General features: G+C 35.9%; 15 protein-coding genes. All 15 read right to left on the reverse strand.

Annotated elements, in window-relative coordinates; all coding sequences use genetic code 11:
• Window positions 1-10: 10 nt before the first annotated feature.
• The 15 genes from MKZ09_RS27090 to MKZ09_RS27160 all read right to left on the reverse strand — a co-directional run bounded on the left by MKZ09_RS27090 (window position 11) and on the right by MKZ09_RS27160 (window position 16,404).
• Window positions 11-1,051, reverse strand: a complete 1,041-nt coding sequence (locus MKZ09_RS27090; RefSeq protein ID WP_341041529.1) for a polysaccharide pyruvyl transferase family protein — start codon at window positions 1,049-1,051, stop codon at window positions 11-13.
• 74 nt (window positions 1,052-1,125) lie between these two features.
• Window positions 1,126-2,415 (reverse strand): O-antigen polymerase, encoded by a 1,290-nt coding sequence (locus MKZ09_RS27095; protein ID WP_341041530.1) that lies wholly within the window; start codon window positions 2,413-2,415, stop codon window positions 1,126-1,128.
• An 89-nt stretch (window positions 2,416-2,504) separates the two neighbouring features.
• Entirely contained in the window at window positions 2,505-3,488 is a 984-nt protein-coding gene (locus MKZ09_RS27100) for a glycosyltransferase family 2 protein (protein ID WP_341041532.1), read from the reverse strand.
• A 10-nt stretch (window positions 3,489-3,498) separates the two neighbouring features.
• Window positions 3,499-4,512 carry a glycosyltransferase family 2 protein gene (locus tag MKZ09_RS27105; RefSeq protein ID WP_341041534.1) on the reverse strand — a complete coding sequence of 338 codons (1,014 nt, stop codon included), beginning with the start codon at window positions 4,510-4,512 and terminating at the stop codon, window positions 3,499-3,501.
• A 78-nt stretch (window positions 4,513-4,590) separates the two neighbouring features.
• Entirely contained in the window at window positions 4,591-5,694 is a 1,104-nt protein-coding gene (locus MKZ09_RS27110; protein ID WP_076208554.1) for a glycosyltransferase, read from the reverse strand.
• Between the two features lie 140 nt (window positions 5,695-5,834).
• Window positions 5,835-6,926: a DegT/DnrJ/EryC1/StrS family aminotransferase gene (locus MKZ09_RS27115; RefSeq protein WP_445323458.1), complete on the reverse strand. Its 1,092-nt coding sequence runs from the start codon at window positions 6,924-6,926 to the stop codon at window positions 5,835-5,837.
• Complete coding sequence (locus tag MKZ09_RS27120) at window positions 6,895-7,611, reverse strand: acetyltransferase (protein WP_076129420.1); 717 nt, start codon at window positions 7,609-7,611, stop codon at window positions 6,895-6,897. The genes MKZ09_RS27115 and MKZ09_RS27120 overlap by 32 nt, the downstream gene beginning before the upstream one ends.
• A gap of 30 nt (window positions 7,612-7,641) precedes the next feature.
• Window positions 7,642-8,259 (reverse strand): sugar transferase, encoded by a 618-nt coding sequence (locus MKZ09_RS27125; RefSeq protein ID WP_076208552.1) that lies wholly within the window; start codon window positions 8,257-8,259, stop codon window positions 7,642-7,644.
• A 47-nt stretch (window positions 8,260-8,306) separates the two neighbouring features.
• Window positions 8,307-9,332 carry a copper amine oxidase N-terminal domain-containing protein gene (locus MKZ09_RS27130; RefSeq protein ID WP_076208551.1) on the reverse strand — a complete coding sequence of 342 codons (1,026 nt, stop codon included), beginning with the start codon at window positions 9,330-9,332 and terminating at the stop codon, window positions 8,307-8,309.
• Window positions 9,333-9,334: 2 nt separating this feature from the next.
• Window positions 9,335-10,030: a hypothetical protein gene (locus tag MKZ09_RS27135; protein ID WP_076208550.1), complete on the reverse strand. Its 696-nt coding sequence runs from the start codon at window positions 10,028-10,030 to the stop codon at window positions 9,335-9,337.
• 24 nt (window positions 10,031-10,054) lie between these two features.
• The gene (locus MKZ09_RS27140) at window positions 10,055-11,887 is read right to left on the reverse strand and encodes a polysaccharide biosynthesis protein (protein WP_076099441.1); all 1,833 of its coding nucleotides are present in this window, start codon (window positions 11,885-11,887) and stop codon (window positions 10,055-10,057) included.
• 41 nt (window positions 11,888-11,928) lie between these two features.
• A complete protein-coding gene (locus MKZ09_RS27145) occupies window positions 11,929-12,615 on the reverse strand; it encodes a CpsD/CapB family tyrosine-protein kinase (protein WP_036685074.1) in 687 nt (228 codons plus the stop codon).
• Window positions 12,596-13,375, reverse strand: a complete 780-nt coding sequence (locus tag MKZ09_RS27150) for a YveK family protein (protein ID WP_036685072.1) — start codon at window positions 13,373-13,375, stop codon at window positions 12,596-12,598. The genes MKZ09_RS27145 and MKZ09_RS27150 overlap by 20 nt, the downstream gene beginning before the upstream one ends.
• A gap of 119 nt (window positions 13,376-13,494) precedes the next feature.
• Window positions 13,495-15,486 carry an S-layer homology domain-containing protein gene (locus MKZ09_RS27155; protein ID WP_076208549.1) on the reverse strand — a complete coding sequence of 664 codons (1,992 nt, stop codon included), beginning with the start codon at window positions 15,484-15,486 and terminating at the stop codon, window positions 13,495-13,497.
• A gap of 135 nt (window positions 15,487-15,621) precedes the next feature.
• A complete protein-coding gene (locus MKZ09_RS27160; protein ID WP_076099439.1) occupies window positions 15,622-16,404 on the reverse strand; it encodes a tyrosine-protein phosphatase in 783 nt (260 codons plus the stop codon).
• Window positions 16,405-16,411 lie beyond the last annotated feature (7 nt).

Consider the following 16,411-nt stretch of genomic DNA (forward strand, 5'->3'; position numbering starts at 1 on the left):
ACTAAATTTCTTAAACAATAATTCGACTCATTTCATTAACAAGTTTACTTTTTAATTCATTATTAGTAGAAGCGATCTCTAAATTTAAAAATTTTTTAATAATATCATTCAGATTTTCATTTTCATCTTCGGAATAATGTACATATTCCATATTATCAAACCATTTAATACCTTCAGATATTTTATGATCTAATGATTTGAAAACGATACAAGGTGTTTTAGTTATAACAGAGAAAATAACTCCATGAAATCTATCTGTTATTACTAACTTGCTACTTGCAAATGAATCTAACATCTTATTGAATTCAGAAACTCTATTCTTCTCATTAACTTTTTTACTTATTATTGTATCTCTATATATAATCTTTTCATCTGTATCATTTATAGCATCTTTAATTTTTTTGATTAGATTATCATCTATCACCTTCTCTTTATCACTTCTTAATGCTAGTAATATACCACTTCTGTTTTTTAATGTTTGCATATAGTAATCTTCTAAATACATTACACTATCAGGTGCTAATAATAATTGATTCTTTGGAAATATTTCTTGTGCAGTTTTAAAACTTTTATTTTCCCTACAAATAATATTCAAATTATCATGTTCGCTATAAATTTTCTTTGTTTTTTCCAGTTCATGAGCACCGTTATTATCCTTCGTAAAAGAGATACTTTGAGGCATAATTATTATTTTATTTTTTTGAAATCTATTTATAACATCTCTTCTTAAGTTCTCCTCATTTATATATAAATTCCCCAGGTTTCCCCCTCCATGCAAAAAAATAATATCTTTATCATTTATAATAGTTATTAAATTATCTTTTATTAAGGTATATTCTAGATACGAAAATTCTAAGATAACTTTATCATTAAAATTTTCTTGAAGATATTTTTTTATTGCAATGGCAATTGCCTGATCTCCCATATTTCCATGTTCAGGTGATAATAAATAAATTATTTTTTCATTATTCTTAACTTTTTTAAGTTTGTTGATCTTAATTAACAAATCAACCTTATTTATCGTACGTTTAGCACCCTTTAAGATTCTCATGCACAGTTCTCCCTTAGTATTATTCAAGATAATATCTTAATCTTTCCTTAATAAAAAATATTTTTTAAAAAAAATCAATTTTTACGAATTCCATCAATATAATTTGTATTTTTTTGTTTGTTAATAACAAATAATAAAGTAATAAATATTATAAAAATAGTAGTATTAGTAAGCATATAAAGTCTGACGCTATCAAGGATTATTGAATACATAAATATCAATATAATTTTATATCTAAGATTATCTTTCTGGATTGCTTTTTTTTGAATATTACAAATTAACCAAGCTAAAAATGAAGTTCCTATAATAATCCCACTTGGTCCAAAGTCTCTTAAAAAAGTGTATAACATAGTTGTATTGTTGTTATATAAGACGACACTTGTATCTCCTATATTAACAAATTTTTGAGCATATATATTAAAATGGTAGCTCGGAACATCTATTCCCCAACCAAATAATGCTTTAAGTATAAGAACAATTGGTTCAAATAAAAAACCTAGTGTTAAGTAGCCATACATAGCAGGTTCTTCTAAACCAAACCTTAAAGGTTCACTTATTATTAGTTCTAAATAAGAAAAGGGGCCTACAAAATATAAGTAAGCAGCTTTAATTACATTTAGTATATCCTCACCACGCAAAATAGTAACAATTACCATGGCCATAACAGCATAAATCAAATACTTATTCCCTTTAAACTTCACACTTTTTAATTTATCAGTTATTATTAATGCCCCTATAAAAAAAGCTATAAAATTCCACAGTTTCCCTCTTCCTCCAAAAGTGAGGATTTCTATAAACAAATTCACTACAACTAAATTAAGAAATTTCTTTTTTCCATTTACTAAATTATATATTGCTAATAACATAACGACTGAAAATAACGTCATAGGAACTGCCCTATATAAAAACATTAGTATCTGACTATCAAATCTTTGTAATATATATGTTTGATTTCTTACATAAGTCAAATCCAATCCATTTACCAAAATTGCTTTTAGTGAAGCAAGAAGATTAGGGCTTATCAATAAGAGAGCTATTATTTCTATTGAATACACAACTTTATTATTTATTTCATATATAATATTGCTCTTATTATTAATACTAGGGGTAAGATGAGCTTTTTTCGTAAAAATAAAATATGTAATATTAAAAGTCGTTATAGTGATGATGGCATAACCATGAATTGTTACACTTGGTCTTAGTGCTCCAATATCACCTATAATAGATAAGAAACCAACTGTTGCCCATAATATGGTAAAAACTGTATTAGGAAGAAAGAACTTTTGATATTTTAATTTCGAGACTAATAGACTAAAAAAAATCAACATTATATAAAGTAAAATAAAAAACATTTCCATCTCCATAATCAACCTCTTTCACTTCACTAGACCTATAACTACTATGATCCTCTGTATTTCGAGGAAAATTTTTTTAAAAAAACTCATTCTTATTTTCATAAAGATTTGTTAATTATTTGCAATATTTTATTTGAATATATCCCCAATATCGGGCTAATTCTATAACATAATAATAAGGATCTGGTAGACAAGTTCATATTATTTAATTTAATGAATCTATGTAAATTAGAATTTAGTTTTGATTTCAGTTCCTCAAAATGCATAGATTTTTTATCAATATTGCTATAATATACATTGCAAATATTATTCAACAATACCCTGAAGTACTTATATAATGTTAGATCAACAAACTCTTTTTCTTTCTTCTCCTCAAAAAAGGCTAATCTATTTTCATATACATATACACTGTCTAAATTTTTAACTGAAAATGTCTTTTGTGTTATGCTATTTTCTCTCATTCTATAATGGTATAAACATTTATTTATACATATAATCTTTGAGCTCTTATAAAGAATTTCATGAATAACATTTTCATCCTCGTTTATAATTCCAACTTCGTACTGAATAGTATCAAATAATTGCTTTTTGTATAGTTTGTTCCATGCAACTGTCATATTTAGATAATTTTCATTATATAAATTCTTTAATGCTTCATGACTATCCAAGAACTCATGGCTACTCTTAAAATTATTTTCTATATTTTTCTCCCCATATTCGTAGATAAATCCACATACTACAACATCAGCATCATATTCAATTATTTTCAAAAACAACATATTAATAAATTCTTTATTTATCCAATCATCACTATCAATAAAGCAGATATAAGATCCTTTTGATATATGTATTCCAGCATTTCTCGCTGAACTAAGTCCTGCATTTTCTTTATGAATTACCTTAATTCTATTATCTTTCTTTGCATATTCATCACAAATATCTCCACTTTTGTCTAGCGAACCGTCATCCACTAAAATAATTTCAATATTTTCATAAGATTGTTGCATGATACTTTCAATGCATTTATATAGGTATAATTCAACATTGTATATTGGAACAACAACACTTATTAGACATTCCATTCAAATACCTCTATTTCTTTCTAATAATAAATATTAATTTACTAATAAATAAAATAAATACTTTAGAGTTAGTTTTCATAACAATAGCTAAAAATACGAACATTCTATCTGTGATAATACTAAAATCAGTCTTCTCTTCTTGTAAAAGTATATCGTCAATAAAGTTTAGCTTTTTAGATAATGAATATTTACAGTTCGGATTGAACATGTCCATGAAGCAGGAATAAATATTCTTTAATCGAATATGTATTAATGCTTCCTTTAATTGATAATAATTATTCTCGTTTTTTATTAAATCTAGTAATTTATTATTCACCATTATTATTTTTTTATATTTGTTATCTGTGAATTTCCTAGATAATGATGTATTTCTACGGATCATATAATGATATAAAACTTCATTCAGAATATATAATGACTTGGCCTTTAAAAAACACTGTATATTAAACAAATGATCTTCAGCAATTTCAATAGTTGTATTGAATCTGATATGATTGTCCTTCAAAGTAGATCCTTTATAAACCTTAATAGCACTATTTATTGATTCATTTTTTATTAACGCGGGAATTTTATTCGTAACTTCCCCATTTGATAAATATTTTTCAGATGTTCTCTGTTCCAGAATTATTCTGCTTCCAAAAGGGGAGTCCTTAATTAATCCATACATTAAAATATCATATCGATATTCAATTAGTATTTTATGTATCTTTTCTAAGGCTTCTTTTTCCAACCAATCGTCGCTATCAACAAACATTATATAATCCCCGGTAGCCTTATCTATCCCTAGATTTCTAGCTGCAGAAACACCTTGGTTAAAATTATGTATAACTAAAAAGCTACTGTATTTTTCCGCATATTCATCACAAATAATTCCGGATCTATCTGTAGATCCATCATTTACCAAAATAACTTCAAATCCTTTATAGGTCTGCTCAATAATACTATCCAAACATTCTCTCAAATAATCTTCTACATTAAATACAGGAATAATAATACTAAATGACAACTTACTTATGTTCATCATTCTCTCCATTTCATGTCTATTATAGTTTTGTATCCTCCTAGTTAACCACTTAATAATCAATAATATTTTTTAAAAAAGTCAATAAGTTATATATATATCTCTCATTTTATTTAAAACCGAATCCAATTCAAATGCTTTAAGTGAGTTTTTATTATAATTTCCCATTTTTGTAATAAGATCTTCATTAAAAATAAGTTCATTTATTGCCCATGTAAATCCCTCTACATCATCGGCATCACAATTAAATCCTGTAACTCCATTAATCGAATAATCAACTATTCCATGTACATTTGATGTAACTATAGGCAATCCCAATGCCATAGCCTCTAAGGCTGCCAATCCCAAGCCTTCTCTTCGAGATGGAAAAACAAATATGTCCGAACACTTACATACCCCAGCGATATCAGTGCGGAATCCCAGTAACTTAACCTGAGCTTCTATTCCAAGATCTATTGCTAAATTTCTAAGATCGGTTGCAGTTGTTCCCTCTCCACATATTACATAATAGATATTAGGATTATTTATTCTTGCTAGTGCTTTAATAATCGTTCCATGGTTTTTATTCTTATTAAGCTCACCTACAGAAAGTAATAGAATAGCGTCTTGGGGAACATTCAGTTCCAATCGCTTCTCATATCTATTTGATGAAACATTCCTAAAAGAATCAATGTTAAGTCCAACTCCTGGAACATATTCTACATTCCTAGCCTTAAATGTTTGGGCTCTACCATAATCTTCTTTATTTATTGTTATCAGAACATCAGTGTATCTCGAAAGAAATTTTTCCACTAGATAATACGTTAACCAATTTATCAAAGGAGATCCTTTATAAAAGTGGAATCCATGAGCTGTATACATTACTTTTGTTCCGGATTTCCTTGTTCCTTTAACCACCCAACGCCCTAGTGCACTAGCGATAGGAGTATGAAAATGTATTTTATCATAGTTATTAGTGTCAACTATCTTCTTCAAATTACGAGCTGCAATAACATTTAATTTTGATAGAGGATTTCGTTGAAAGGGGATATCATAAACGTTATTAACAAATCCGTCTAAATCACTTACATCTTTATTACCCGCAACATCAACTATATATCCCATGTCCTGTAACAATTGTATGTGCGGGATAAGAAAAGCTTTAACTGTTGACAATATAGTTGTACAAATTAAAATACGTTTCATATTATTTTACCACTTTCATATATTTTACATATTGCTCATATTAAACAATCGTTGCCTTCAAACATTTTGCATGTACTATATTCTAGCTAAATAACCACATTTTTAAGTACATTGTAATATTAGAACAATACGTATGATTCTTATCTTTTTACAACTTCGAAAGACTCATTAATGATTGTAACAACTCTCACAATATCAAATTCAGACATTCCTGTACCAGATGGGAGACATATTCCTATATCAAATAGCACTTCTGAAACTTTATCTGAGTGACTGAAATAAATATTATCCTGAAAAAGTGGCTGTAAGTGCATTGGTTTCCACACAGGTCGAGCTTCTATGTTTTGTTCTTCTAGTTTATCAAGAATACGCGCTCGAATCTTATGACCACCTTCATGGATGGAAAAAACAGACAACCAGTAATTGGGTTTAGCGATTTTAGAGGTGGGAATGAACTTAATTGGAAGAAAATTCAATAATGATTTATATCGTTCATTAATAGCTTTTCGCTTATCAATAAAACCATCCAAAGCTTCCAACTGCCCACGACCAATCCCAGCACAAATATTAGACATTCGGTAATTATACCCAACTTCTTTATGTTCATAATGTTTTGCTGGCTCTCTTGATTGAGTAGCCCAAAAACGCATTTTCTTTATAGCCTCTTCGTCATTGGAAACAACCATGCCACCACCTGAGGTAGTAATAATCTTGTTACCATTAAATGAAAAAATACCAATATGACCAAATGAACCACATTTTTTCCCTTTGTACGTTGCACCTAGCGCTTCTGCTGCGTCCTCTATAACTGGAACATCATACTTTTCACATATCGGAAGTAGCAAATCATAATCAGCACTCTGACCATATAAATCAACTATAATAACTGCCTTAGGCATTTTATTTTCTTTTTTAGCCCACTCAAACGCTTTCTCTAAAGCAATAGGAGACATATTCCAAGTTTCTGGTTCAGAGTCAATAAAAACTGGATTAGCATATTGATATAGAATAGGGTTACAGCTTCCTGCAAAGGTTAGGTCTGAGCAAAACACATAATCTCCTGGACCGACACCAAAATATTTCAGTGCTAAATGAATACCTGCTGTGCCAGAAGATAAAGCCAATCCATGATCTACGCCTACGTACTCGCATAATTCTTCTTCAAATTTATCAACATTTGTCCCCAGGGGAGCTATCCAGTTAGTATCGAACGCTTCTTGTATGTACTTCATTTCGTTCCCACTCATATGAGGCGGGGATAAAAAAATCCTTTCCGACATCGCTTTTCATCTCCAAGTTTTTCTTTATTTTTGCAGGTACTCCTGCCACCATTACATTGTCCGGTATATCCTTTATTACTATGGTTCCAGCAGCTACGATTACATTAAATCCGATAGTTACATTATTTAGCACTTTAGAACCTACACCCAACCAACTACAGCTTTTCACATGAACAGTTCCACAAACATTAACACCTGGAGAGATGTGCACCCCATTTTCTAATATGCAATCATGGTCTATAGAAGAAGAAGTATTTAGAATACAACCTTTACCAACTTTAGTACTAGCATTTACTACTACTCCAGCCATAATGACACTGCCTCTTTCTATCTGGCTGAATCTGCTTATTGTACTAGATGGATGAATGATACTCGGAATTTCATAGCCTGCACGTTCAAGTCTTTCCAGCCATATCATTCTTGTCACATTATTTCCTATGGCTACAAACGCTGCTGAATAATCTTCTCTATGATCCATATAACTTTCAAATCCACCCAATACAGCTTTCCCCAATACATCATTAAGCTCTTTATTATTATCTAGGAAGGCTATTTCATCCCAAGTGCCAGTACTCAACGCCGCATCAGCAACAACCTTGCCATGCCCACCTGCTCCCAAAATCAATAACTTAGACATCCATACTCACCCAGCTTTCGCTCTTTCTACTTAGATATCTAGTGTACTTCCAGAGAACATCGGCATCGTATCATTCTGAGAATTATTTATTCCTTCTCTTACTAGAACGTTTTTTACGGTTTTAAAGACAATTTTAGTATCCAAACTGAGACTAATATGATCTACATACCAAACGTCATATTGAAATTTCTCTTCCCAACTGATGGTATTCCTACCGTTCACCTGGGCCCACCCAGAAATGCCAGGGACCACTTCATGTCTACGATTTTGTTCAGGAGTATAATGTTTAAGATATTGCACTAGTAAAGGACGGGGACCAATAAAGCTCATGTCGCCTTTGAGAATATTGAATAATTGTGGCAATTCATCTATACTACATTTTCTCAAAAAGGAACCTACTCTAGTCATTCTTAGTATGTCAGGTAATAGATTTCCATCTTGGTCAGTCTCTAATGACATTGTTCTGAACTTATACACTGTAAATATCTTTCCCATCTTACCAGGTCGCTTCTGACGAAATAAAACAGGACCTTTCGAACCAATCTTGATAGCTATAGTTGCTGCTAACATGATAGGTGAAGATAAAATGATTAAAAAACAAGCAGTGATCCAATCAAGTGTTTTTTTTACAACTAAGTAAGGCTTCATCCATCACTCAACCTCTGCATATATATTGATAAAGAAACAGCGGATATTTAATCCGCCATTCCCGCAGCCAGATCTTTCCCTAACTGAAGCTGTGATTCAAATTCACTTTTATATTGACTAATAATTTCTGTACTGTACCCATTGCTGTTCAGTTTTTGTTCAGCATCAGCAACTATACTATTGAAGCTAGCAGTGAATGAGGCTAGTTGTTGTACCCCTTTAGCTTTAATACTTTTCTTACTCGCCTCATCTGTTGCTCCAACATATTCAAACGCAATACTCATTAATGTAGATTGGCTTTGATTTTTAAGCGCCGTAAGTTTAGCTTCTGTGTCACTAGTGATAGTTTCGTATGAAACTTTTCCAGTTCCTGCAGAACCACCACCTGTTGCACCCGTTGTATCCGTTGACGTTGGCGTTGGTGTCGCTACTGGAGATGGATCCTTACCATTGTTTGTCGATCCATTAGTGGCTTGTTCCTGATAAGCCTTGGAAGCTGCAGTAATGGTCTTCGTCTTCTGATCCCAGCTAATGTTATGACCTACAGATTCCGATAAAAAACGTAGGGGTACATATAAGGAACCATTCAGGATGAAGCTAGATTGGCCTGTAGGCAAAGCCTTGGTTGCACCGTTAAATACATAACTTGCGTTAACTTGATTGAGGACAATATTCTTCGCTGCTGCTGAAGAACCATTCCCGTTCTTTGCATTCATTAGGTATTCTTTAATCACAACTAGCTCTGAACTGCTAGGCTCTGCTACGGTAACTTTAACGTTTTTAGCATCCCAAGCTACACTCTTTTGTAAAGCATATGACATAAACCGTAATGGAACATAAGTTGTATTGTTGTACATGAATACATACTGACCTGCGGGTGGCTGAATACTCACGCCGTCAAAAATCAAATTCACGTTCATACTTTGCACTTTAATCGTATTATTTGCAGCCTTAGGCGTTGCACTTGGTACTGCCGCTGCTGATACTGATATAGGTGCGGATGCTGTTAAGGGTGCTAAACCAATTGAAGCAATTAACGATAAAGCCACGACTGATAATGTTGCTTTAGACATGCTTATTCACTTCCCTTTTCTTTCGCTTTTAATTGTTCTTCTTCAGCAATGATTTGGTCATGTGTTTTCCCTTGACTGACTCCGTACTTCTTAGCAATCTGAGAAAGCTCATTGTACTGCTCTGTGGATACTTTACCTAGTATGATACTGCGCGCTTCACGCTTCTCCTCAGTCGTTAAGCCACCCTTTGCCAAATCTTTAAGACGATTAATATCTGATACACTAAGTTGACCAAGTACTATTGAAGCGACATCTGCTTTATCTTTAATCGTTACGTTTTCTTGAATTTGCTTAGCTTTATCTGTGGAGACCTGTGCTGTATAACCATCTGAATTCGCATTTTTTGAATCTGATGATGGAGCTTTGGTCGGTTCACTAGTAGTAGAAGCTGTTGTTTCTCCACTAGGTTTATCGTTATCTTCACTACTTGGATTACTACTTCCCTCATCATTTGCTGGTGGAGTAGTAGGCACCGTGGACTCTACAGGATCGACATTACTATCATCAACTGTATCAGTTGGTGCTGTTCCTTGATCTTGACCACCAACATTATCCTCAGACTCCAGATCAAAACCATCTGCCATTGAATTCATCAGCTTATCGACAGCATAATTCGCGGCGAACAAGCCACCAACACCCAGCACTACAATAACTGACAGCGTCCATAAAAGGATCTTTTTCCATCGTTTGTTGAACACTTTATATCCCCCTTTATGAAATAGTTAGCTAATAGCAACTTGGGCAACGGGCTGCATCGGTACAATCTGATTGATTATTTCGCGTATAACTTCTGGTTCCTCAGCGAGAACACGTTCCAAACGTTTAAACTCCAACTCTAACTGATTTAGACTTATTACATTAGGTCTACCAATGAAAATTCTTCCATGATCTGTAGAACCTAGATTTTCTTCATCTGTAAGCAACTCTTCATATAACTTCTCACCCTCACGAATACCGGAGAAATGAATATCAATGTCCTTATAAGGTTCATATCCAGAGAGCGTAATTAAGTCTTCCGCCAACGTTAGAATTTTAACCGGCTCTCCCATATCCAGAATGAACACTTCTCCGCCTTTGGCGAAAGAACCAGATTGGATGACAAGCTGAACAGCTTCTGGAATCGTCATGAAATAACGCACCATTTCTGGATGAGTGACAGTGACTGGACCTCCGGCAGCGATCTGCTGCTTAAAGGCTGGAATTACACTGCCGCGACTACCAAGAACATTCCCAAAACGCACAGCAGAAAACTTCGTTTGACTTGTAGTGTGCAGGCTCTGCACATACATTTCCGCAATCCGCTTAGTGGCACCCATCACACTGGTTGGGTTAACCGCCTTATCAGAAGAGATCATTACGAATCTCTCGGCACCATATTTATCTGCACAATCCGCAACATTTTTGGTGCCGAAAACATTATTTTTAATAGCTTCCGAAGGATTACGCTCCATTAAAGGAACGTGTTTATGTGCTGCTGCGTGAAAGACTACATGCGGTCTATGGCCACTGAATATGTCCATCATTCGACTACGATCCTGTACATCTGCTATCACAGTCACAATGTTTAACTCTGGAAAACTCTTACGAAGCTCCATTTCAATCGTGTAAATACTGTTCTCACCGTGTCCAAGTAACATTAGCTTGTCCGGACCAAAAGGAGCAATCTGCCGGCATAACTCTGAACCTATAGAGCCGCCAGCCCCCGTAACTAACACCGTCTTATGATGTACATAACCTAAAATACTGTTCAAATCAGCTACGATCGGCTCACGACCTAATAAATCTTCTACGCTAACATCCCGAAGTTTCTTAACTGATATTTTTCCAGCGATCAGATCATTAAGAGCCGGTATAATCTTCAGCTTTGCTCCAGTCTTTTTGGCAAGATTAATAATTTCAGAAATCTCAGTACGTGAAACAGAGGGCATGGCGATGATAATCTCATGAATTTCTCTTTCTTTCACAATCGCTGGGATTGCATAACGATTTCCAATTACAGGAACACCCATAATGTACATATGGTATTTATTCGCATTATCATCAATGAAACCGACTAATTTGGTATGCGCAAAAGAGGGTCCCATCATTTCCCGAGCAATTAATATCCCACAATCACCAGCACCTACAATTAGTGTATGGGTCTTAGTGTCTTTGTAATTGATTCGATCATTATGAAGTACTCTCCACAAAAATCGGACTCCACCTACTAATAAAAGAATAGTCTCCATCGACCGAACTTCTATGGCAAGAGGTACTCTATCCGGCAAAATTAGATATGCCAGTGCAAATGAAAATAAAGACCCTACTACAATAGCTTTAGAAACCGATATAATTTCACCGATACTGGCATATTGCCACATTCTTCGGTAAAGACCGAAGTATATCAGGCTTCCACCAAATGCAAATGTTGCAATCAAACCAAATTGCAGCATTTGTACAACGTATTCCTGAAGAGCATGGTTAGGGTACCGAAACAAATAAGATGTCACAATACTGAACCAAATGATCGCAAGATCAATGAAGAATAAAAGAATCACTCTAGATTTCGCTGTCATTTTCAGTGCCTCCAAAAATAACATTTTTAATTATGAATAAATCAATTTCCATAGTAGTAGTAATAGTACCCTTCACTAGCTTTACGTTTTACATTATTGAGAACAACGCCAAGCATTTTTGCACCCACGCGATCCAGATTAGCTTTAGCTTTTACTGCGATATCGCGTTTTACCTTACCATAACTGACAACCATAATAACGCCATCACTCTTCGAGGCCACAATTTGTGCATCCGTAACCGCTAATAATGGTGGAGTATCAATAAGAATGACATCATACCGCTGACGCAAGTCCTGTAAAAGAGTGCTCATCCGATTAGATGCCATCATTTCCGCCGGGTTGGGCGGGATTGGTCCAGAGGTCATGATTGAAAGATTATTAACTCCAGAGTCTTGGACAGTGTCCTCAAGAACTGCCTGTTGAGACAGTAGGGAGGATAAACCAAAACGGTTGCTTAGTGTAAATGTCTTATGTGCCGTCGGCTTCCGCAAATCGGCGTCAATCAACAATACTCTTTTATCTGCTTGTGCGTAAGCTGCCGCCAGGTTAGCAGATACCGTAGATTTTCCTTCTTCCGGTCCGGATGAAGTGACCATAATCACTTGAATAGTCTGATCTACAGAAGAAAAATCAATATTCGTGCGCAATGCGCGAAACGCTTCAGAGACAGGAGAGCGTGGGTTCGTAACGGTGATCAGATGGCGTTGTTTATTTGGAAGCTGTGACATGTTCGAGGTCCCCCGCCTTTCTGGATGATTGTTTCTGAGTTTGTGCGGCACCTTGCTTGCTTTCATCTTGACCCAATCTTGTAATCATAGCTATGGTAGGCAAACCAAGATACTTCTCAATATCAGCTTCTGTCTTCAGGGTGTCATCCATATATTCCAGCAGGAAGGCAATCCCTAATCCAATCATCAAAGAGACGATAAAAGCAATAGCCATGTTCAGTAAAACATTTGGTTCTACCGGCCGTGGCTCAACAGTTGGATTCACTTTAGCTTCATTCAGAATCGATACATTTTCCACATTAAATAGACTTGGAATTTCTTCCTTGAACACAAGTGAAATGGCATTCACGATTTCAGCAGCCCGCTGATAAGAATTATCTCGAACGACAAGTGTCATCACCTGCGTATTATTTACGGAACTCACATTAACCTTTTTTAATAGCTCTTCCGCAGTAATATTAAATTGCGGATAATCCTTTGTAACAATATCAAGGATGGCCGGAGTCTTAATAATTTCCTTATACGTATTAATTAATTGAATATTGGTATTAATCTGGTTTAAATCAAGCTGCCCCACCGCTGACTGCGTTGGTGTTTGGTTAACGATAATCTTCGTGGATGCCTCATATACCGGGTTTTTAATATACAGACTATATACACCAGCAATACCGCACACCAATACAACTATGCTGAAAATGAGCCATAGTCTCTTCCTGACGATCTGAAAATAATCGCGAAGATCCAATTCTTGTGATGACAAGTGAAATTACCCCCAAGCTATTTCTGAAATATTTCGATGCCTGTTCAAATCTTCCCTATTTGCAAAAAAATCGCCTCCTCTCACCTACATGAGAGGAGGCTGTATACTATAAGTTTTATTTACTTGAAGTTAATAGTACGGTAGATAATTACTGCTGCTTCAGCACGGGTAGCTGTATCGTTCGGGTTGAACTTGCCAGCATTTCCGATAACCAGGTTGTGGCTTGCTGCAAACGCTACGCCATCTCTTAGGGATGCGCTGATCTTAGCAGCATCAGAGAATTTGCTGATTGCAGTAGAATCGGTTTTCGCATCAGGATTGATAGATTTCAACGCACGGGAGATCATTGTTGCCATTTCTGCACGTGTAATAGTTGCATTAGGATCAAATTTGGCCGCACTGCGTCCAGTGATAATCCCTTTTTCTGCTGCAACTGCTACATATGGTGCATACCAAGCAGTTGAACTTACATCGCTAAAGCTTTGTACAGCAGAGTTGTTTTCCAGGTTAAGCGCACGAATCAACATTTTGGAGAACTCAGCACGAGTTACGTTGTTCTTCGGTGCAAATTTACCTGCTCCGACTCCTTCAATCGCACCTTTAGCAGCTACGACTTGAATTTGTCTACCAGCCCATGCTTGTACAGCAGCAATATCATTAAAGGAGACTTTATTCTCAAGTACTGCATAAGAAGAGAATGTATCACGTGGTTCTACGATGAAATCTCCATCAAGAACTCCACCTTGGAATTGCAGGTCGCCGTATACAAGCTTACCAACGGAAAGCAATTCTTTATCAAGACCATCAGTATTCTTAAGTGGCAATTTGATAGTAATTGGTTGTTTAAATGTGCTTTGTGCTACACCGTTCACACTAAGTGTGAATTCATACACATCCGAAGCCAATTTCAGCTTGGTAACGGAAGTTACAACTTCTGGTTTAGCAGTAGTTACTGTCAATGAAATCGCTGTGCTGAATTGGCTTACAGGAATCGTTACAGTTACACCGTTGAAAGTAACGGCGATATTCGCAATACCTTTAGCTTTTGCAGCTTCAATAATGGCTTGGGAAAGTGGAACTTCAACTGTAGTAGCGTTTACTGTTCCCAGATTCAGGGTCAAAGTAAGACCAGTTTTACCAGGGTTCGCTGCAACCAGCTTATCAAATTCTTTAATTACATCAGCATCAACCAATTTCAAGGTTGCTTTACCGTCAACAATGCTTACAAGCTTAGATACGTCATAGATTCCTGGAGTTTGAACAGGAGCTACAGGCGTTGTAACACTTCCATTCCCACTTCCACTACTACCATTACCATTGCCGTTGCCATTACCGTTGCCATTATCGCCTAATCCGTAGGCTTTAATATAAGCAAATGCAAGTGATTTCGCCGCAGGTTTCGCGGATTTAATATTATTGTTCAAGTTTTTCAGTGTTTCTTTCACATCACTAGCAGTAACTCCAAGCTTGTCCAACGCTTGACTTACTGTGAGTGCTCCTGTTCCTGTTGTATGGCTCAATACTTTCGCAATAGCTTCATCCAACAAAGTCTCGTAACCAGATTCAGATGTAAGAATTGCCAACAAATCTGCTGATGACTTGTTACCTACCAGATCACGAAGTTCTGTTTCAATACTGCTCAAGAATTCAGCAACACTATCAACAGTAAGTCCAGACACACCCGCTTTAGCTGCAATTTTGCTTACCAAAGCAATGTTTTTGTCATCGTTACGGATCACTTGGATTCCTGAGTAGTCATTTTCATAGACATCGTAGACTACACTAGTAACGCTTTGGAACAATTTAAGTGATGTTTTTGTTTCTTCTCCATCCAGTGAAAGCTTGTTCAGTACTGGAGCAAAAATTTCTGTAAATTCTTTCTCACTCAGTGCTGCAACCTCAGTCTTCAAATTGTAGAGATAAACTGCATCAGTTGCGGTCAATTGTTTGTAAACAGCAAGAACCTTATCCTTAACTGCTGCACTACTACTAACTGTAGCCGCAGATGCTGTGCCTACTGCTCCAAGGCTTCCCAACGGAAGACCCGCTACGGATGCTGCTACCATACTTGCTGCTAATGTTGATACTACTAGTTTCTTTTTCAAAGTCACTAAATATCCACCTCTTCTTATGTATTAAAATACTGTACTACCATAGACCTAGAACAATTCGCCCAAATGCTACGCTATTACGTATAGCACTAAATCACCCAATAAAACCCATTCTACCACTATTAGGTAGATTAGTCAGCCCTTTCGGAAAAAAAATCCAAACAATTTTTGTCGGTTTCCCCTTGTTTGTACGTGTTTTCCATGAATAACCTCGCCATTGGTCATAATTTGCTGAGCATTGCCGCGAACATAGTCACGCATCTCAGGGCCTAATTCTTTCTCCATAACCACATAAGCAGCGTTTAATCCAAAAGGACGATGAACACTGTCATGTGCATCAGAGGCCAACACATGTACTGCATTTCTACGGCATAGCTCCAGCGACAATTTCTGTAGCTTATTCCCGAAAACGCCTGCAAGACTCTGTGCGGTTACCTGCCCAAGTGATCCTAGCTCTATCAGTCTCTCTAGTTTAGAAGGATCAGCGGCTATTTCAGCATTGCGCTCCGGATGGGCGATGACCGGAACGAACCCTTGAATGATCAGCTCGTGGCAGATTTCTTCCATGTTACGTGGTACTCGTGAAGAAGGCATTTCCAGTAAAATATACCGCGAATCTGCAAGACTCAGCAGTTCCCCCCGCTCCAGATCATTCAGAAGCTCCCCGTAGATACGGATCTCTTGACCTGGAAGAACAAGCAGTGGATTACCAGCCTGACGAAGTCTCTCATTCATCAACTCCACAGCTTCTTTAATCTTGGGGGCGTTATTCATATATTGACCGTTGGCATGATGTGGCGTGGCGATGACTGAAGTAATCCCTTCTCTGTGGGCGTCTTGCGCCATGGCAAGAGCAGCTTCCCAATCAGAGGCTCCGTCATCCAAAAAGGGTAAGATGTGGCAGTGAATATCTATCATATGTTAT

The sequence above is a fragment of the Paenibacillus sp. FSL R5-0908 genome (assembly GCF_038006245.1).
In the GTDB taxonomy this organism is placed as follows: domain Bacteria; phylum Bacillota; class Bacilli; order Paenibacillales; family Paenibacillaceae; genus Paenibacillus_AQ; species Paenibacillus_AQ odorifer.